The organism is Hansschlegelia sp. KR7-227 (assembly GCF_049446035.1).
GTDB lineage: Bacteria > Pseudomonadota > Alphaproteobacteria > Rhizobiales > Methylopilaceae > Methylopila.
In genome coordinates this window covers 2,134,167-2,151,644 of record NZ_JBMSEA010000001.1, presented here as the reverse complement: position 1 = coordinate 2,151,644, position 17,478 = coordinate 2,134,167, and the positions used below count along the sequence as shown (strand labels likewise).

The 17,478-nt window shown below is 70.2% G+C and carries 17 protein-coding genes; 13 read left to right on the top strand and 4 right to left on the bottom strand.

The features are described 5' to 3' along the window. Nucleotides 1-57: 57 nt before the first annotated feature. Together ACO2RJ_RS10075 and ACO2RJ_RS10070 are read right to left on the bottom strand one after the other, a co-directional pair. The gene (locus ACO2RJ_RS10075) at nucleotides 58-603 is read right to left on the bottom strand and encodes a carboxymuconolactone decarboxylase family protein (RefSeq protein WP_423267869.1); all 546 of its coding nucleotides are present in this window, start codon (nucleotides 601-603) and stop codon (nucleotides 58-60) included. Between the two features lie 88 nt (nucleotides 604-691). Continuing rightward, complete coding sequence (locus ACO2RJ_RS10070) at nucleotides 692-1,246, bottom strand: peroxiredoxin (protein ID WP_423267868.1); 555 nt, start codon at nucleotides 1,244-1,246, stop codon at nucleotides 692-694. 179 nt (nucleotides 1,247-1,425) lie between these two features. On the opposite strand from ACO2RJ_RS10070, the gene ACO2RJ_RS10065 reads away from it, so the two are divergent. The 11 genes from ACO2RJ_RS10065 (at nucleotide 1,426) to ACO2RJ_RS10015 (ending at nucleotide 13,495) form a co-directional block, all read left to right on the top strand. Next, nucleotides 1,426-2,367, top strand: coding sequence for a hydrogen peroxide-inducible genes activator (locus ACO2RJ_RS10065; protein ID WP_423267867.1), 942 nt, complete (start codon nucleotides 1,426-1,428; stop codon nucleotides 2,365-2,367). A gap of 106 nt (nucleotides 2,368-2,473) precedes the next feature. After that, complete coding sequence (gene proB, locus ACO2RJ_RS10060) at nucleotides 2,474-3,598, top strand: glutamate 5-kinase (protein ID WP_423268952.1); 1,125 nt, start codon at nucleotides 2,474-2,476, stop codon at nucleotides 3,596-3,598. A gap of 241 nt (nucleotides 3,599-3,839) precedes the next feature. Continuing rightward, the gene (locus ACO2RJ_RS10055; RefSeq protein ID WP_423267866.1) at nucleotides 3,840-5,129 is read left to right on the top strand and encodes a glutamate-5-semialdehyde dehydrogenase; all 1,290 of its coding nucleotides are present in this window, start codon (nucleotides 3,840-3,842) and stop codon (nucleotides 5,127-5,129) included. Between the two features lie 16 nt (nucleotides 5,130-5,145). Continuing rightward, nucleotides 5,146-5,790: a nicotinate-nucleotide adenylyltransferase gene (locus ACO2RJ_RS10050; protein WP_423267865.1), complete on the top strand. Its 645-nt coding sequence runs from the start codon at nucleotides 5,146-5,148 to the stop codon at nucleotides 5,788-5,790. A gap of 195 nt (nucleotides 5,791-5,985) precedes the next feature. Beyond that, the gene (gene rsfS, locus ACO2RJ_RS10045; RefSeq protein ID WP_423267864.1) at nucleotides 5,986-6,318 is read left to right on the top strand and encodes a ribosome silencing factor; all 333 of its coding nucleotides are present in this window, start codon (nucleotides 5,986-5,988) and stop codon (nucleotides 6,316-6,318) included. Between the two features lie 14 nt (nucleotides 6,319-6,332). After that, on the top strand, nucleotides 6,333-6,815 hold the full coding sequence (gene rlmH / locus ACO2RJ_RS10040) for a 23S rRNA (pseudouridine(1915)-N(3))-methyltransferase RlmH (RefSeq protein WP_423267863.1): 483 nt from the start codon (nucleotides 6,333-6,335) through the stop codon (nucleotides 6,813-6,815). A 120-nt stretch (nucleotides 6,816-6,935) separates the two neighbouring features. After that, nucleotides 6,936-8,900 (top strand): calcium-binding protein, encoded by a 1,965-nt coding sequence (locus tag ACO2RJ_RS10035; protein WP_423267862.1) that lies wholly within the window; start codon nucleotides 6,936-6,938, stop codon nucleotides 8,898-8,900. A 105-nt stretch (nucleotides 8,901-9,005) separates the two neighbouring features. After that, the gene (locus tag ACO2RJ_RS10030) at nucleotides 9,006-10,322 is read left to right on the top strand and encodes a murein hydrolase activator EnvC family protein (RefSeq protein WP_423267861.1); all 1,317 of its coding nucleotides are present in this window, start codon (nucleotides 9,006-9,008) and stop codon (nucleotides 10,320-10,322) included. After that, a complete protein-coding gene (locus ACO2RJ_RS10025; RefSeq protein WP_423267860.1) occupies nucleotides 10,319-11,644 on the top strand; it encodes a S41 family peptidase in 1,326 nt (441 codons plus the stop codon). The genes ACO2RJ_RS10030 and ACO2RJ_RS10025 overlap by 4 nt, the downstream gene beginning before the upstream one ends. 145 nt (nucleotides 11,645-11,789) lie before the next feature. Next, the gene (locus ACO2RJ_RS10020; protein ID WP_423267859.1) at nucleotides 11,790-12,989 is read left to right on the top strand and encodes a divergent polysaccharide deacetylase family protein; all 1,200 of its coding nucleotides are present in this window, start codon (nucleotides 11,790-11,792) and stop codon (nucleotides 12,987-12,989) included. Beyond that, the gene (locus ACO2RJ_RS10015; protein WP_423267858.1) at nucleotides 12,986-13,495 is read left to right on the top strand and encodes an RNA pyrophosphohydrolase; all 510 of its coding nucleotides are present in this window, start codon (nucleotides 12,986-12,988) and stop codon (nucleotides 13,493-13,495) included. The genes ACO2RJ_RS10020 and ACO2RJ_RS10015 overlap by 4 nt, the downstream gene beginning before the upstream one ends. Nucleotides 13,496-13,712: 217 nt before the next feature. On the opposite strand, the gene ACO2RJ_RS10010 is transcribed toward ACO2RJ_RS10015, so the two are convergent. Then, a complete protein-coding gene (locus ACO2RJ_RS10010; RefSeq protein WP_423267857.1) occupies nucleotides 13,713-14,225 on the bottom strand; it encodes a hypothetical protein in 513 nt (170 codons plus the stop codon). A 99-nt stretch (nucleotides 14,226-14,324) separates the two neighbouring features. Between ACO2RJ_RS10010 and ACO2RJ_RS10005 the strand changes: the two genes are divergently transcribed. Together ACO2RJ_RS10005 and ACO2RJ_RS10000 are read left to right on the top strand one after the other, a co-directional pair. Beyond that, the gene (locus tag ACO2RJ_RS10005) at nucleotides 14,325-15,938 is read left to right on the top strand and encodes an AMP-binding protein (protein ID WP_423267856.1); all 1,614 of its coding nucleotides are present in this window, start codon (nucleotides 14,325-14,327) and stop codon (nucleotides 15,936-15,938) included. 143 nt (nucleotides 15,939-16,081) lie between these two features. Then, entirely contained in the window at nucleotides 16,082-16,363 is a 282-nt protein-coding gene (locus tag ACO2RJ_RS10000) for a GIY-YIG nuclease family protein (RefSeq protein WP_423267855.1), read from the top strand. Between the two features lie 162 nt (nucleotides 16,364-16,525). On the opposite strand, the gene ACO2RJ_RS09995 is transcribed toward ACO2RJ_RS10000, so the two are convergent. Then, entirely contained in the window at nucleotides 16,526-17,476 is a 951-nt protein-coding gene (locus ACO2RJ_RS09995; RefSeq protein WP_423267854.1) for a cupin-like domain-containing protein, read from the bottom strand. Nucleotides 17,477-17,478: the final 2 nt, after the last annotated feature.

The window sequence follows — 17,478 nt, the reverse complement described above, 5'->3', positions numbered from 1 at the left end:
GCTTCAGTTCGCAGTGCGGGCGGCGCTGCCCGGAGGCCCCCCTTCGCGATCGCGCGCTTACGCCGCCGCGAGCGCCTCACCGGTCTCGGCGGCCTCGAGCGCGATCGCCGCGGAGGCGATGATCGAGGCGTAGCGCACCGCGGTCTGGATCGTCTCGCTGGTCACGCCGCCCTTGCGCAGCGTCTCCTCATGGGCGTCGATGCACATCCCGCAGCCGTTCATCGCCGACACCGCGAGCGACCAGAGCTCGAAATCGATCTTGTCGACGCCGGGGTTGCCGATGACGTTCATGCGCAGCTTCGCTGGCATGGTCTGGTAGTCCTTGTTCGCCGCGAGATGCACGAAGCGGTAGTAGACATTGTTCATGCCCATGATCGCGGCGGCGGATTTCGCGGCGGACAGCGCGGCCGGCGAAAGCTTCGCGGCCGCCTCCGCGACCAGCTCGTCCCGCACCCGCGGATTGCGCGAGGCGATCCCGCAGGCGGCGAGAAGGCCGTATTTCTGCTGATCGCTCAGGGATTCGTCGCCCGCCATCGTGGACAGGTTGAGGCGGACGTCCTTGGCGAAGTCGGGGATGGCCTGCTTCAGGGTTTCGAGCGACATGGCGGTTCCTTGGATGGCGGGGGCCTTCGTGGCCGAACGCCCCGCGGCGGGTCCGCGGGGCGTTCGCAATCCCGGGCGGTCGAGCCGCTCAGGCGGCCTTCAGGGTTTCGCCGCCGACCTGCCGGTTGCAGGGGCAGAGCTCGTCGGTCTGCAGCGCGTCGAGCACGCGCAGCGTGTCCTTCGGCGCGCGGCCGACATTGAGGTTGGTCGCATAGACGTGCTGGATCACGTTGTCCGGGTCGACCACGAAGGTGTAGCGGTAGGGCACGCCGTCGGCCGAGCGGATGCCGAGCCCGTCGATCAGATCGCCCTTGGTGTCGGCGAACGACCAGATCGGCAGCCGGTCGAGATCGGGATGGGCGCGCCGCCAGGCGAGCTTGACGAATTCGTTGTCGGCGGAGCCGCCGAGGACGACCGCGTCGCGGTCCTCGAACTCGCCCGCGAGCCGCGCGAACTCCGCGATCTCCGTCGGGCAGACGAAGGTGAAATCCTTCGGGTAGAAGAAGATGACCTTCCACTTGTCCGGGAAGCTCTGCTCCGTCAGCGGCTCGAAGGCGGAGACGCCGTTCTCTTCGTGAGCATTGAATTTGGGCTTTACGCCCGTGATCGTGAAGGCAGGCAGCTTGTCGCCGATGCCGAGCATGGGGCCACTCCGTGTCGTTCTGGGTCGCCGACGGCCGGAAGACGCTTGGGGGGCCGTCCGCCGGTCGCCATGGATGTTGCATTGCATCAAACAGCGCGGCCGGGCAAACCGATTTGTCCGCGCCATGGAATCGATTTTTTCGATAGGCTGCGGCTATCGGTTGAGACGCGGGACGGGCGATGCTGAACGTATCGATCAGGCAGCTGCGCTATTTCGTGGCGCTGGCGGAGACGGCGTCGTTCTCCCGGGCGGCCCGTCGCGCCGGCGTGACGCAGTCGACGCTGAGCGGCGCGATCCGCGAAATGGAGCTCGCGCTCGGGGTCCGGCTCGCCGAGCGCGCCGACCGGACCTTTGAACTGACCGCGGCCGGCGTGCTGCTCGCCGAACGCGCGCCGGAGATCATCGCCGCCATCGACGACCTGCCGGGCCTGCTCGCGAATGTCGCGCGTCCGCTTTCGACGCGGCTCAGGCTCGGCGTCATCCCTTCGGTCGCGCCGTTCCTCCTTCCGCGCGCCCTGCCCAGCATGCGCGCGGCGTTCCCGGAGCTCAGGATCCGGGTGCGCGAGGCGCTGAGCCGCTCGCTCGTCGCCGATCTGAAGGGCGGCGAGCTCGACGCGGCGATCGTCGCGCTGCCCTTCGCCGTGACGGGGGTCGAGGTCGAGCCGTTCTGGACCGACCGCTTCTTTCTCGGCGTGAGCTGCCGACATGCGCTGGCGGATCGTCCCACGATCGGTCCGGCCGACGTCGAGGGCGAGCGGCTGCTGCTGCTCGACGCGGGCCATTGCCTGCGCGAGCAGGTGCTGTCGCTCACCGGGTTCACGCCGGCGGAGGATTCCGGAGACCTGAAGGCGATGAGCCTCGCGACGCTGGTGCAGATGGCGGACAACGATCTCGGCGTCACCTTCCTGCCCGAAATCGCGGTCGCCGCGGGCGTCGCGCAGGGCACGAGCCTGCGGCTCATCCCCTATGACGGCGACCGCTCGTCGCGCCGCCTCGCGCTGGTCTGGCGCGAGCGCGCCAGCCGCCGCCCGGAATATCTCATCCTCGCCCGCCACCTCGAGACGCTGTGCGAGCGCCATTTCGGCCGCGACGCGGCGGCCGATTTCCCCGGTGCGTCATGAGGTCGAGCGGGACGCTCCCTTGCCGTGCGGCGGGCGGATGACCTATGCGATCGACGCAGGCGCCGCTATGCCGACGCCTGCTTCCCTTCTCGCCGGCGTCCGCCCCATGACCGTCCCCTCGCTCGACTCCTTCAATCGGATCGTCGTCAAGATCGGCTCCGCGCTGCTTGTCGACCAGACAGCCGGCCGGCTGAAAAGCGCGTGGCTGACGAGCCTCGTCGACGATCTTGCGCGCCACGCCGCGCGCGGCGCGGAGATCGTCGTCGTCTCGTCCGGCTCGATCGCGCTCGGCCGCACCATGCTGAAGCTCCCGCGCGGCGCGCTTCGACTGGAGGACAGCCAGGCGGCCGCCGCCGTCGGCCAGATCGCGCTCGCCCGCGCCTGGAGCGAGGCGCTCGGCGCGCACGGGCTCAGCGCCGGCCAGATCCTGCTCACCCTCGGCGACACCGAGGAGCGGCGCCGCTACCTCAACGCGCGCGCGACGGTCGCCCGGCTGCTGGCGCTGAAGGCCGTGCCCGTCGTGAACGAGAACGACACGGTCGCGACCCAGGAGATCCGTTACGGCGACAATGACCGGCTCGCCGCGCGCGTGGCCTCGATGGCGAGCGCCGACTGCCTCGTACTGCTGTCCGACATCGACGGTCTCTACACCGCGCCGCCGGCCCTCGATCCCGCCGCGACCCTGATCCCTCTGGTCGAACGGGTGACGCCGGCGATCGAGGCGATCGCGGGCGGCGCGGCCTCGGAGTTCTCGCGGGGCGGCATGAGGACCAAGATCGAGGCGGCGCGCATCGCGACCGGCGCCGGAGCGCACATGCTGATCGCCTCGGGCAAGGTCATGAGCCCGCTGTCGGTCGTCGAAGGCGGCGGCCGCTGCACCTGGTTCCTCCCGCACGACAGCCCCGGCCAGGCCCGCAAGCGCTGGATCGCGGGCGTGCTGTCGCCGCGCGGCGCGATCTTCGTCGATTCCGGCGCGGCCTCGGCGCTGAACCGCGGCCGCAGCCTGCTGCCGGCGGGCGTCGTGCGGGTCGAGGGCCACTTTTCGCGCGGCGACGCGGTGGTGGTGCGCGCGCCGGACGGCGTCGAGGTCGCGCGTGGGCTGGTCTCTTACGATTCCGCCGACGCTGTCCGGTTGCTCGGCCAGCCCTCGGCCGCGATCGAGGGCATTTTGGGCTTCAAGGGCCGCCCGGCGATCATCCATCGCGACGACCTCGTGCTGACGGGGGCGTGACCGCTGGCCTTCGTGCGCGGCGGCGCTTCGGGCGATCGTAGAGCGCGTCGTCGTCCTCCGGCTTGACCGGAGGACCCATCTTCAGCGCCGAGCGCCACGTTCGAGATGGATGGTCCGGTCAGGCCGGACCATGACGAGGTTCCGCTTGAGGCCGGATGCTTTGCGCTCCGACCTCGCGCGCCCCATCTGATGACGCGCGCAGCGAAACGCGCTACCACGCCCCGCTCCGAGGACGAGCCCCATGACTTTCGCCGCCGAGCGCCTGACCGACGACGTGACCGCGACGATGCGCGACATCGGCCGCCGCGCCCGCGCGGCTGCGCGCGTGCTTGCGCTCAGCCCGCGTGAGGCGAAGGACGCGGCGCTGATCGCCGCCGCCCGCCGCCTGCGGGAGACGCAAGCGCAGGTTCTGGCGGCCAACGCGGCCGACGTCGCGACCGCGAAGGCCGCGGGCGTCGCCGGCTCCTTCATCGACCGGCTGACGCTGACGCCGGCCCGCATCGAAGGCGTCGCGCAGGGCCTCGAGACGGTGGCGACGCTGGCCGATCCGGTCGGCGAGACGATCGCCGCCTGGACGCGTCCCAACGGCCTCGCCATCGAGCGCGTGCGCACGCCGCTCGGCGTCATCGGCGTGATCTATGAAAGCCGCCCGAACGTCACCGCCGACGCCGGCGCGCTGTGCCTCAAGGCCGGCAACGCCGCGATCCTGCGCGGCGGGACCGACAGCTTCCGCTCGTCCTCCGCGATCCACGCCGCGCTCGCGGCCGGCCTCGCCGAGGCCGGGCTGCCGGAGGCCGCGATCCAGCTCGTGCCGACGCGCGATCGCGCCGCGGTGGGCGAGATGCTGCGCGGCCTCGACGGCAATCTCGACGTCATCGTGCCGCGCGGCGGCAAGAGCCTGGTGGCGCGCGTGCAGGCCGAGGCGCGGGTGCCGACCTTCTCGCATCTCGACGGCAACTGCCACGTCTATGTCGCGGCCGGCGCGGACCTCGCGATGGCGCGCGAGCTTGTGCTCAACGCCAAGATGCGGCGCACCGGCGTCTGCGGGGCGGCCGAGACGCTGCTGGTCGACCGCGCGGTCGCGGCGACCCATCTCGCCCCCCTCGTCCAGGATCTGCTCGCCGCCGGCTGCGCCGTGCGCGGCGACGCCGAGACCCGCGCCGTCGACCAGCGCGTGACGGCGGCCACCGAGGAGGACTGGGCGACCGAGTTCCTCGACGCGATCATCGCGGTGAAGGTGGTCGACGGACTGGACGCCGCGCTCGATCACATCGCAACCTACGGCTCGCACCACACCGACGCGATCGTCACCGGCGACGAGGCGCTGGCGGCGCGGTTCCTGGCCGAGGTCGACAGCGCGATCGTGCTGCACAACGCCTCGACCCAGTTCGCGGACGGCGGCGAGTTCGGCTTCGGCGCCGAGATCGGCATCGCGACGGGGCGCCTGCACGCCCGCGGGCCGGTGGGGGTCGAGCAGCTCACGACCTTCAACTACCGCGTCCGGGGAACCGGCCAGATCCGGCCGGGATGACGGTTTCGTTTCGCTGATGGCGCGGATCGGCGAGCGCCCGCCCGGTTCCGGCCGCGTGCTCACGCCGAAGCTGCCGCCGCATGCGCCGGGCATGGCGATCGGGCTCTATGGCGGCTCGTTCAATCCGCCGCACGCCGCGCACCGTCTCGTCAGCCGCCTTGCGCTCAAACGGCTGGAGCTCGACCGGCTCTGGCAGTTGGTCACCCCCGGAAATCCTCTCAAGGACAACGCCGCGCTGCCGGCGCTCGGCGAGCGCATGGCGGCCGCGGCGCGGCTGTCGGCCCACCCCCGCGTCGAGGTCGCCGGAATCGAGGCCGCGATCGGCGTGCGCCGCAGCCACGATCTCGTCGCCCATCTCGTCGAGCGCTGCCCCGGCGTCGGTTTCGTCTGGATCATGGGCGCCGACAATCTCGCGACGCTGCACCGCTGGGGCCGCTGGCGCGAGCTCGCCGAACTCGTGCCGATCGCGGTGATCGACCGGCCGGGCGCGACCTTCGCCGCGACCAACGCCCCGGCCGCGCAGACGCTCGCCCGCTTCCGGATCGACGAGGCCGACGCCGGCCGGCTGGCCTGGGCCGCGCCGCCCGCCTGGTGTTTTTTGCACGGCCTGCGCTCGCCTTTGTCGTCGACGGCGCTGAGGGGCGCCGGCCGCGCGGATTGACGCTTTCGAAAGCGTTACGCGCGGCGGAGGTTGAAATGTCGCACCCTTCAGTCCATTCTTAACGGGCTGGACATTTGAGTCCGGCGTGAGGACGGCAGACGGAAGGTAAGACCCCTGTCCACCATACCGCTGAAGGAGACGCCCCTCGCGGCGGCTCACATCGGCGCCGGAGCCGCGGCTGCGGCGAACCCGGCGTTGCTTCACCTCATCCTCGACGTGCTCGACGACAACCAGGCCGAAGAGACCGTGGTCATCGACCTCCGCGGAAAATCCGCGTTGGCCGACGAGATGGTCATCACCTCCGGCCGGGCGACACGGCATGTCGGCGCGATCGCCGACAAGCTCGTCGAAGAGCTCAAAAACGCAGGCCACGGCAAAGTGAAGGTCGAGGGCCTGCCGCATTGCGACTGGGTGCTGATCGACGCCGGCGACGTCATCGTGCACCTGTTCCGGCCGGAAGTGCGCGCCTTCTACAATCTTGAGAAGATGTGGTCGGCCGGACGCCCGACGGAGACGCCGCTGTCCTGACGGACTGACGGCCGATGCGCCTCGTCATCGCCGCGGTCGGCCGCCTCAAGGCCGGCCCGGAGCGGGAGCTCGTCCAGCGCTACGTGGAGCGCGCGGGACAGGTCGGCCGCGGCCTCGGGCTGGGTCCGCCCGAGATCGTCGAGCTCGACGAGTCGCGCGCCCGCCGCCCGGACGATCGCAAGCGCGACGAAGCCGCGGCGCTGCGCGCCGCGCTCGACCCCAAGCTCGCGCTGTGCGCGCTCGACGAGCGCGCCAAATCCCTGACGAGCGAAGCCTTCGCCGCCGATCTCGCCCGCCGCCGCGACGACGGCGCGGCGGGCCTCGCCTTCGTCATCGGCGGCGCCGACGGCCTCAGCCCCGATTTCGTCGCGGCCTGCGCGCTGAAGCTTTCCTTCGGCGCCCTCACGCTGCCCCACCAACTGGTCCGCGTGCTGCTCGCCGAACAGCTCTATCGAGCGGCGACGATCCTCGCGGGGCACCCATATCATCGGGGGTGAGGGGGCTCGGGACCGGGCGCAAGAGCGGCCCGTCCGGCCTGATTCAAGCTCCGCTACTCGCTAGCCGCGTCGCCCAAGAGACGTTACGCTGCCGGAAAACAACCTGAGGAAGCGCTCGCCATGGCTTTAGTTCTCGGAACCGACGGTCGCGACTTCATCCATGGCCCCGCGGACGGAAGGACGCCTCCCGCCGGAGCGAACGACGTTCCGGAAACCACGTCGGGCCATGACACGATCGAAGGGGGCGAAGGCGACGACACCATCTTCGGCGGCGCCGGCCCGGACGAAGCCGTTCACAACATCGGCTCAGGCGGCGCCGACCGCATCGATCTCGAAAGCGGCGACGACGTCGTCCGGGTGACGGCCGCGACGCCGACTGAGGTTCGACTGACCCTCACGCTGTCGGAAATCGGCGACGGCGCTGTCAATGACAGCAACACCCGACGGTTCCAGGACGGCGGCCTTGCGGTCCGCATGCAGGCCGAAAACGGTTCGGACGCCCTGGTCGGGCCGATAACTCGGGTCGAGGACGAGGGAATCACCTTCGTCGCCGGCGGCGGCGTGACCTTCGACCTGCGCGACCTGCCGAGCGGTCTCGAGATGACGCAGTACGCGTTCAGGGAAGGCCCTATCACGACGGTCCGCCTCGGAACCAACGCGGCGGATACCCTCGGCTCTGACGCCGGCTGGTACGTTAACGGCGGCGCCGGCGACGACTGGCTCGGCGGACGGGGTTTTCTCGATGGCGGAATCGGCGCGGACACGATGGTCGGCGGTTCGGGCCCCAGTGTCTTCGTCGTCGACAATGTCGGCGACGTAATCGAGGAATACGACGACATCGAATATCGCAGCATCTACGATAAAGTTCTAAGTTATATTGATTTCGATCTTGCCGTCAGCGATCTGGAACAGCTCGTGCTGTTAGGGGACGGCGACCTCAATGGATATGGCAACTACTATAGGAACGAACTCACCGGAAACTCCGGCGACAATCTGCTCGACGGGCGCCAAGGCGTCGACACGATGGCGGGAGGCGCCGGCGACGACACCTACATCGTCGACGGCGACATCGTTCGTGAGAACGCGGGCGAAGGAACGGATCTGGTCATCAGCTCCGTCAACTTCTCGGCTGCGGGCCAGGCGATCGAGAACATAACTCTCACCGGGACGGCGAACGCCTTCGCCACCGGGAACGAGCTCGCCAACCACATCATCGGGAACGACGGCGCGAACGCGATCGACGGCGGCGCGGGGGCCGACACGATGGAGGGCGGCCGGGGCGACGACAGCTACGTCGTCGACGACGCCGGCGACCGGATCGTGGAGGTCGGCTCCGGCGGCCTCGACTCCGTCACGAGCGCGGTCAGTTTCTCCCTGCAGGGCAGCGGCCTCGAAAACCTGACGCTGACCGGGTCGGCTGACCTGAACGCCATCGGCAACTCCGCGGCCAACGCGCTCACCGGCAATTCCGGCGACAATCTGCTCGATGGCCTCACCGGCGTCGACACCATGACGGGCGGGGCCGGAAACGACATCTATGTCGTGCGCGACGCCGGCGACCGCGTCATCGAGATCGCCGGCGGCGGAACCGACCTCGTGCGCAGCGCCGCCACCTTCTCGATGGCCGGCGCCAATCTCGAAAACCTGACCCTCACCGGCGCGGGCGACGTCGACGGCGTCGGCAACACGCTCGGCAACGTCATCACCGGCAATGGCGGCGACAACGCGCTGAACGGCATGGGCGGGGCGGACACGCTCACCGGCGGGGCGGGGGTGGACGTGTTCATGTTCACCACCAAGCTCGGCGCAGCCAATGTCGACGTAATCGAGGACTTCTCCGTCCCCTACGACACGATCCGGCTGGAGAACGCGGCCTTCGCCGGCCTCAGGGTCGGCACGCCCTCGGCCGACGGCTTCGTCATCGGACCCGCGGCCCAGGACGCGCAGGACCGCATCATCTACGACCAGACCAGCGGCGCCCTGTTCTTCGACCGCGACGGAACGGGCGCCCGCTTCGACGCGGTCCAGTTCGCGACGCTCGACGCCGGGCTGAAGCTGACGAACGCTGATTTTCTGGTGACGTGAGCGGCGGAAGCGCGCCCGCTGCCCGGAGCGAGAAGAGCAGATCGTCGTGCGCTTGCTCGCGCGTGGTTGACGGAAGCTTAACGATGGCGTCTTCCAATTCTCCGGATGATCCGTCTTAAGGCCAGCCTCCTCGCGCTTGGCGTCGCGCTCGCCGCGGCGGCCCCGGCGCGCGCGCAGACGCCGGCGGAGGCGCCCGCCGCCGCGGACGCCGCCGCGGACGCCGCCGCCGAGCAGCGCCGAGCGCTCGACGAAGCCCGCGAAGCCCTGAAGCAGACCGAGGAGCGGCGCGAGCGGATCGCGGCCGAGGTCGAGGCGCTGAAGGGCGAGCGCGGCAAGCTGCAGGCGACGCTGGTCGCAACGGTCGCCTCGATCCGCGAGAAGGAGCCGGGCGTCGCCCAGCGCGAGACCCGGATCGGCCAGCTCGACGAATCGGAGCGCCAGCTCAAGGCCTCGCTCGTCGCGCGGCGCGCGGTGCTCGCGGAAGTGATCGCGGCGCTGCAGCGCATGGGCCGCCAGCCGCCGCCCGCGCTGCTGGTTCGGCCCAACGACGCGCTGGAGGCGCTGCGCTCGGCGATCCTGCTCGGCGCCGTGGTGCCGGACATGCGCGCCGAGGCCGAGGCGCTCGGCTCCGATCTGCGCGAGATGGTCCGGCTCAAGGATCTGCAGGTGAAGGAGCGCGACGCGCTCGCCCATGAGATCGCCGATCTCGGCGCCGAGCGGGAGCGTCTCGCGGCCCTGGTGGAGGAGCGCAAGCGCCAGCTCGGCCAGCGCGAGACGGATCTGTCGGCGGAGGGCGAACGGGTGGTCGCCGCGTCGCGCGACGTCGGCGACCTCGAGGCGCTGATTCGCCGCATGGAGGCGGAACAGGCCAAACGCGCCGCGGAGGAGGCCGCCAAACCCGGCCCCGAGGGCGCGGGGGCCGGCGGCGGCGCCGAGGTCTCGGCGCTTCGGGAGGCCGGCCGGCTGGCGCCGGCGGTGGCCTTCGACAAGGCGAAAGGGCTGCTGCCGCTGCCGGTGTCCGGCAAGAGGCTCATGGCCTATGGCGCGACCGACGGCTCAAGCGGCGGGGCCAAGGGCGTGTCGTTCGCGGCGCAGCCGGGCGCTCCGGTGACCGCGCCCTGCGACGGCTGGGTGGTGTATGTCGGGCCGTTCCGCTCCTACGGGCAACTCTTGATCCTGAACGCCGGCGGCGGCTATCATGTCGTCCTTGCGGGCATGGAGCGCATCACGGTCGGGCTGAACCAATTCGTTCTTGCAGGCGAGCCGGTGGCGACGATGCGGGGCGACGCGAATTCCGCCTCAATGGCGGCGCGATCCGCAGCTACGAATCCCGTGCTGTATGTCGAGTTTCGCAACGAACGCGGCTCGATCGACCCGACCCCCTGGTGGGCGGGAACCTCCGGCGAAAAGGCAGGCGGATGATGAAGAAGGTTTCCCTGATCCTGGTCGGAGCCGTGCTCGGCGCCGCCGCCGGCGGAATGGCGACGAAGCCGCAGGCCTTTTTCGGGACGGCGGAGGCCGCCGGGTCCGCCGACACATACCGCCAGCTCAATCTGTTCGGCGACGTCTTCGAGCGCGTCCGCTCCGACTATGTCGAGAGCCCGGACGACGCCAAGCTGGTCGAGAGCGCCATCAACGGCATGCTGTCGGGCCTCGATCCGCACTCCAGCTACATGGACGCGAAGGCGTTCAAGGAGATGCGCACCAACACCGACGGCGAGTTCGGCGGTCTCGGCATCCGGGTCCAGATGTTCGAGAACAACATCCGCGTCGAAGGCGCGATCGACGACACGCCGGCCGCGAAGGCCGGCATCCGCGCCAAGGACGTCATCACCCATCTCGACGGACAGCCGGTCGAAGGCCTCAGCCTCGAGCAGGCCGTCGACAAGATGCGCGGGCCGGTCAACACGCCGATTACGCTGACGATCGTGCGCGAGAACGTCGAGAAGCCGGTCGAGGTGAAGCTGATCCGCGACAAGATCCGGCTCGACTCAGTGAAGTGGGAGATCCAGAGCGACGACATCGGCTACATCCGCCTCAGCCAGTTCAACGCCCAGACCTTCGAGATGATGTCGAAGGCCATCGACCAGATCGAGGCCAAGGTGCCGAAGGACAAGCTCAAGGGCTTCGTCCTCGACCTCCGCAACAATCCGGGCGGCCTGCTCGACCAGGCGATCGCGGTGTCGGACGCCTTCCTGGAGCGCGGCGAGGTGGTCTCCACCCGCGGCCGCAACGCCGAGGAGTCGCAGCGCTTCAACGCCCGGCCAGGCGATCTCACGAACGGCAAGCCGGTGATCGTGCTGACGAACGGCGGATCGGCCTCGGCCTCGGAGATCGTCGCCGGCGCCCTTCAGGACCACAAGCGGGCCACCGTCCTCGGCACGCGATCCTTCGGCAAGGGTTCGGTCCAGACGATCATCCCGCTCGGCAGCAACGGCGCCATCCGGCTCACCACCGCGCGCTATTACACGCCGTCCGGCAAATCGATCCAGGCGAAGGGCATCTCGCCCGACATCGAGGTCAAGCAGGAGATCCCCGAGGAGCTCAAGGGCAAGGACGACAGCAAGGGCGAAGCCGGCCTGAAGGGGCATCTCAAGAACGGCGACGACGAGCAGTCGGGCTCCTCGGCCTACGTGCCGCCGGACCGCAAGGACGACAAGCAGCTGAACTACGCCTTCGACCTGATGCACGGCATCCAGTCCAACGCGAACTTCCCGCCGCAGGGCAAGACCAGCGCGAACTGACGCCTTCGGCGTCCTGTCCCCACGAATTCGGCCGCCGGGAGCGCAAGTTCCTCGGCGGCCGTTTCGCGAATCCCGTATGGTTTCGCTTCGCCGTCCTCGCCGGCGGCCGTCCCTCGGCCGCGCGTCAGGCGGCGAAGGTTGAACGATGGCCGACGACCTCGAAAAGAAGCTGACCGTTCCTCCGCGCCGCGCGGGCGCGCCGCGCAAGGGGCCGCGGTTCGATGCGGTGACGCTGCTCGCCTGCGGCGTCGGCGCGGTCATCGCGGGGGCGGTTCTCTGGGCGGTTCTGGCGCCGGATCCGCTCGGCGGGGAGCCGACCGCGACGGCCGCGATCGAGCGGCGCGCGCCCGCGGCGCTCGAGCACGCCGCCGCATCCCGACCGACTGAGTCGCACGCCCCGTCGAAGCCGGCGGCGGTCGCGCGCGACGGCGTGCCGATCGTGCGCCCGGGCGACCCCATGCCGAAGTCCGGGCCGGTGATCATCCGCGTTCCCGGCGCCGACGACCATGACGGCGCCGGGCGCGCGGCCTCGCAAGACGAAGCTCCCGGCGGCGAGGTCCAGACCGCGCTTCTGGAGGAGACCCGCTACGGCGCCCTGCCGCGCATCGCCGCGAACGGCAAGCGACCGCTCGACGTCTACGCCCGCCAGCAGCCGCTCGCGGCCGGCGCCCGCGTCGCGCTGGTGGTCGCGGGACTGGGCGTCGGCCGTGAGGCGACCCTGCAGGCGATCGGCCAGCTGCCGGGCGAGGTGTCGTTCGCCTTCTCGCCCTACGGCAAGGACGTCGCCGAGCTGATCGACAAAGCGCGGCAGGACGGCCACGAGATTCTGATCCAGGCGCCGATGGAGCCCTTCGACTACCCCGCGAACGATCCCGGCCCGCAGACGCTGCTGACGAGCCTGCCGGCCTCCGCCAATCTCGAGCGGCTGCGCTGGTCGCTCGGCCGCGCGACGGGCTATGTCGGCGTCGCGCCGCTCGGCGGGGGACGGTTTCTGCAGGCGGGCGACGCGCTGTCGCCGGTGTTCGTGGAGCTCGCGCGCCGCGGCCTGATGTTCCTCGGGCCGTCATCGGCGAACGAAGACGGGGTCGCGGCTGCGGCGGAGCAGGCCGGATTGCCGCTCGCGCGCGCGAACGCCCAGATCGACGCCGTCGCCGAGGCGGGCGCGATCGACGCGGCGCTCGGCGATCTCGAACGCGAGGCCAAGGCGCATGGCGTCGCGGTCGGCTGGGCGAGCGCCTCGCCGCTCACCCTGAAGCGCATCGAGGCCTGGCGCGCGGGCCTTTCGGCGCGCGGGGTGGCGCTGGCCCCGGTCAGCGCCGCGGCCGGACGGCAGGGGCCCTCGTGACCGTCGCGCCGGCGCCCGAGCGTCTGCCCTACCGACGCTGCGTCGGCGTCATGCTGCTGAACGGGCGAGGCGGCGTCTTCGTCGGCAAGCGACGAGGGGGCGGCGACGGCGATCCCGACCGCATGGAGTATCGCTGGCAGATGCCGCAGGGCGGCATCGACGCCGGCGAGACGCCGCTCGAGGCCGCGCGCCGGGAGCTTATCGAGGAGACCGGCGTGCGCTCCGCCGAGCTCATCGCCGAGGCGCCGGACTGGTACGATTATGAGTTTCCTCCCGACGTGCTGGCGCGCGCCCGCAACGGGCGCTACGGCGGCCAGACCCAGCGCTGGTTCGCCTTCCGCTTCACCGGGGACGAGTCCGAGATCGACCTGTCGCCGCCCGGCCACAAGCCGGAATTCTCAGGCTGGCGCTGGGCCGAAATGGCCGAGCTTCCCGGCCTGATCGTGCCCTTCAAGCGCGGCGTCTACGAACGCGTGGTCGAAGCCTTCGGCCACTTGGCGGGCTGACGCCCGTTCGACGTCGTCCTGATAGCGCCGTCGCAGGGTGGGATTTGAAGAGGCGCGAGATCCTCGACCGTCATCCCGGGCTCGTCCCGGGATCCATTTTCCGCCGACGCCGCCAGGCTGCTCGAAGGCCGAGGAAATGGGTTCCGGGACGAGCCCGGAACGACGGCCGGAAGCGCGGCGTCGAATTCCTGCGGTCGCCTGCTTATGAGTTGACGGCCTAGGAGAGGCCCGCCGCCCGCTCCACCCGCGGCTCGATGCGTTCGCGGCCATTGACGACGACGCGGCGGGAGACGATCCGGTCGCCCTCGCCGACGCGCCCGAGCGGAACGTCGCGGTCGGGAAGGATGACGGTCGCTTCGTCCCCGACCATGACGATGAGATGGGTGCGGTCCGCGTTGGCCTCGGCCGACCAGCGCTTGAAATTCTCGTAGAAGGGTTTACGCCGCCAGGCGTCCGGCGCGGTCGGATCGACGTTGACGACCATGGCCGCCTTGTCCGCGCTGCCGTACATCACGAACTTCGCCCGGTCCGGCCGCCACTCCGGCCCGAAGGTCTCGCGCAGGAGCCACAGGCAATGGAACGTTCGGCACTCGCCCGGCCGCGTCTCATAGATCGTGCAGCCGCGGCCGACGGCGCAATGCGGGCACCAGCGGCCGCCGGGCTTTTCGAGCTCGACGATGCCGAGCACCTTGCAACACATCGTGCACTGGCCGCAGCTGCGCTCCGCCATCGCTCCGTCCCATGAGGCGTCGCCCCAACCTAGACTGGCGGGACGGGACTTGGCGAGCCTCGACGGCTCCGCGCGCGTCGCGTGGCTGAGGCCGCCTCGATGGCTGCCGATCACGATTCCGACGCCTTCGCCAGGCTGAGCCGGTCGTTCCGCTGGGAGATCCCGGAGCGCTTCAACATCGCGCAGGCGATCTGCGACCGCTGGGCGATCGCGGAGCCGGACCGCGTCGCGGTCCTGCTCAAACGGCCCGGCGAGACGCTGGCCCGAACCACCTATGGCGAACTGCGCGCCGCGTCGCACGCTTTGGCGGCGGCGCTCGCCGACCGCGGCGTCCGGCGCGGCGACCGCGTCGCGGTGTTCCTGCCGCAGGGCGTCGAGGCGATCGTCGCCCATCTCGCGGTCTCCCGCCTCGGCGGCGTCGCGATGCCGCTCGCGCTCGCCTTCGGGCCCGACGCCGTGGCCTTCCGGCTGCGCGATTCAGGCGCGACCGCAGCCGTCACCTCGGCGGCGGGGCTCACGACGATCCGGGCGATCGAGGCGCCGCTGCCCGCGCTCGCCGTGATCGTCTCGGCCGACGGCGCGGACGGCGACGCGCTCGGGCTCGGCGCCCTGATCGCCGAAGGCGGATCGGTCGCGGCCGCCGACACCGGCCCCGACGACCCCGCGCTGATGATCTACACCTCCGGCACGACAGGCCCGCCCAAGGGCGCGCTGCATGGCGGCCGCGTGCTGCTCGGGCATCTGCCGGGCTTTCGCCTCACCCATGACGGCTTTCCGAAGGACGGCGATCTCGCCTGGACGCCGGCGGACTGGGCCTGGGCCGGCGGCCTGCTCAATTTGATGATGCCGGCGCTGCACGAAGGCGTTCCGGTGGTCGCCCAGCCGACGACCAAGTTCCATCCCGACGTCGCCTTCGCCTTGCTGGAGGAGGCCGGAATCCGCAACGCCTTCATCCCGCCGACCGCGCTCCGGCTGATGGCGCAGGTCGAGCGCCCGCGCGAGACTTACGGCCTGAAGCTGCGAACGCTGGTCTCCGCCGGCGAGGCGCTCGGCGAAGGCCCCTACGCCTGGTGCCGCGACGCGCTCGGCGTTTCCGTCAACGAGGTCTACGGCCAGACCGAGTGCAATTACGTGCTGGCGTCCTTCGCGGCGCTCGGCGTGTCGAAGCCGGGCTTCACAGGCAAGCCGGTTCCGGGCCACGACGTCGCGCTGCTCGACGGCGAGGGGAGGCCGGTTCCGACAGGCGAGCCCGGGCAGATCTGCGTGAAGCGACCGGATCCCGTGATGTTCCTCGGCTACTGGAACCAGCCGGGGGCGACGGCGGCGAAGTTTCTCGGCGACTGGATGACGACCGGCGACCAGGCCGTGATGGACGAGGACGGTTACTTCCGCTTCCTCGGCCGCGACGACGACGTCATCACCTCGTCCGGCTATCGCATCGGGCCGAGCGACATCGAGGACTGCCTCGCCCGCCACCCCGCCGTCGCGCTCGCAGCCGCCGTCGGCAAGCCCGACCCGACGCGCACCGAGATAGTGAAGGCCTTCGTCCAGCTGAAGCCCGGCGTGTCGCGGAGCGAGGCGCTCGCCGACGAGCTCAAGCGCTTCGTGCGCGAGCGGCTCTCCGCCCACGAATACCCGCGCGAGATCGCCTTCGTCGACGAACTTCCGCTGACGACGACGGGCAAGCTCATCCGCCGGCTCCTGAGGGAGTAGCGCGGGCGGCGCCAGGGATGTCTATGTCCCGGCCTCGAGCCGGGACCCATTCAGCGCTGCGGCGTCAGAAGATAGCCGCCTGGCCGTCGCTGCAATTGGCGGGGACCGGCCGTGGCGAGCGCTCGAAGCGGGAGGTTGTCGCGATGTTCTTCGTCTACATTCTCGCGAGCAAACCTTTCGGGACGCTGTATGTCGGCGTCATGACGAACCTCGCGCGCCGGATGGAGCAGCATCTGTCAGGCTCTGTCCCGGGCTTCACGCGCGCCTATGACGTCAAGCGGCTCGTCTACTACGAGATCCACGACACCCTGCTCGCAGCCCGCGAGCGGGAGCGTCGGTTGAAGCGTTGGCGCAGAGACTGGAAGATCGCGTTGATCGAGGAGCGCAACCTCCGGTGGGATGATCTGACGCCGACCTTGATCTGACCCATGACGCCGTCGTCTTGGAGCGGCGCGCGGATGAAGTGAGCGCGGCGGCAGGCGCACCCTCTTGGCTTGCGAATAATCCTCAAACAGGGCGGCGAATGGGTCCCGGCTCAAGGCCGGGACATGACCGTCGCGGGACTCCCCTTATGTCTCAGGCGGCCCTCACGCCGCCTTCTTCTGCTCCGCGGCCTTCTGCGCCTCGTAATAGTAGTTCGCCTTCTTGCCGAACACGATCGAGCGCAGCAGGCGGCGCATGGTCTCGTTCCTGCGCAGCGGCTCGAGCGCCGAGCGGGCGGCGGTGTAGGCCGCGACCTTCAGGCCGTCGAGCGCGGGCTTCGCGCCCGGAGCGGCCTGCGGCAGGCCCTTCTCGCGCAGCCAGGCGTTCATGAAGATCAGCTTGTTGCGCCGGACGACCTCGGCCGAGCGCCAGGTGATCGCCATCGAGATCGAATAGCTGTCGCCGGTGCGCACCCAATGCGGGACCTGGTAGGGCACGAACACGCCTTCGCCGGGCTTCAGGTCGTAGACCTTGGCGCGCTCCTCGAATTTCGGCTCGTAGGGCAGGTTGCGGTGCTTCGACGGCGCGCTCTCCAGCATCTCCTCGGAGACCAGCGACCGGTCGTCATTGTCGAACAGATGGAAGAACTTCGGTCCGTGGATCTGGACGAAGAAATTGTCCTCGTTGTCGCAATGGAACGGCGTCACCGAATTCGCCGAGGACACGAAGATGTAGCCCTCGATGTCCCGGAAGCTCGCGCCGTCGAGGCTCTGATGGCCAAGCTGCTTGGCGATCGAGAGCAGCGCCTCCTCGATCAGGGCGCGGTAGGCGGGGACGGTTTCGACGCGCTTCAGCACCATCCAGGCGCCGGCGGTCTCGATCTTCGCGACGACCTCCTCGGGCGGCATGTCGACCAGCGGGGTGTCCTCCGCCTTCTGGTTCGGCTGCAGCTTGCCGGAATTGTACTCGAACCGGTCCTTCTCGAGCTCCTTGGTGAGCTCGATCAGCCGCGGCAGCTGCAGCAGCGGGTGGCCGACGAGATCGTGCTGGATGCGGAAATGGCGGTTCGGGTAGTTCGCGGACAGCTCCGCGGCGGAGGCGGACAGGGCGGTCATGG

What these genes read in the sequence shown, in the direction of transcription:
- ACO2RJ_RS10075 (WP_423267869.1), bottom strand. Translation starts at nt 603, where the DNA reads ATGTCGCTCGAAACCCTGAAGCAGGCCATCCCCGACTTCGCCAAGGAC.
- ACO2RJ_RS10070 (WP_423267868.1), bottom strand. Translation starts at nt 1,246, where the DNA reads ATGCTCGGCATCGGCGACAAGCTGCCTGCCTTCACGATCACGGGCGTA.
- ACO2RJ_RS10065 (WP_423267867.1), top strand. Translation starts at nt 1,426, where the DNA reads ATGCTGAACGTATCGATCAGGCAGCTGCGCTATTTCGTGGCGCTGGCG.
- proB (WP_423268952.1), top strand. Translation starts at nt 2,474, where the DNA reads ATGACCGTCCCCTCGCTCGACTCCTTCAATCGGATCGTCGTCAAGATC.
- ACO2RJ_RS10055 (WP_423267866.1), top strand. Translation starts at nt 3,840, where the DNA reads ATGACTTTCGCCGCCGAGCGCCTGACCGACGACGTGACCGCGACGATG.
- ACO2RJ_RS10050 (WP_423267865.1), top strand. Translation starts at nt 5,146, where the DNA reads ATGGCGCGGATCGGCGAGCGCCCGCCCGGTTCCGGCCGCGTGCTCACG.
- rlmH (WP_423267863.1), top strand. Translation starts at nt 6,333, where the DNA reads ATGCGCCTCGTCATCGCCGCGGTCGGCCGCCTCAAGGCCGGCCCGGAG.
- ACO2RJ_RS10035 (WP_423267862.1), top strand. Translation starts at nt 6,936, where the DNA reads ATGGCTTTAGTTCTCGGAACCGACGGTCGCGACTTCATCCATGGCCCC.
- ACO2RJ_RS10030 (WP_423267861.1), top strand. Translation starts at nt 9,006, where the DNA reads ATGATCCGTCTTAAGGCCAGCCTCCTCGCGCTTGGCGTCGCGCTCGCC.
- ACO2RJ_RS10025 (WP_423267860.1), top strand. Translation starts at nt 10,319, where the DNA reads ATGATGAAGAAGGTTTCCCTGATCCTGGTCGGAGCCGTGCTCGGCGCC.
- ACO2RJ_RS10020 (WP_423267859.1), top strand. Translation starts at nt 11,790, where the DNA reads ATGGCCGACGACCTCGAAAAGAAGCTGACCGTTCCTCCGCGCCGCGCG.
- ACO2RJ_RS10010 (WP_423267857.1), bottom strand. Translation starts at nt 14,225, where the DNA reads ATGGCGGAGCGCAGCTGCGGCCAGTGCACGATGTGTTGCAAGGTGCTC.
- ACO2RJ_RS10005 (WP_423267856.1), top strand. Translation starts at nt 14,325, where the DNA reads ATGGCTGCCGATCACGATTCCGACGCCTTCGCCAGGCTGAGCCGGTCG.
- ACO2RJ_RS10000 (WP_423267855.1), top strand. Translation starts at nt 16,082, where the DNA reads ATGTTCTTCGTCTACATTCTCGCGAGCAAACCTTTCGGGACGCTGTAT.
- ACO2RJ_RS09995 (WP_423267854.1), bottom strand. Translation starts at nt 17,476, where the DNA reads ATGACCGCCCTGTCCGCCTCCGCCGCGGAGCTGTCCGCGAACTACCCG.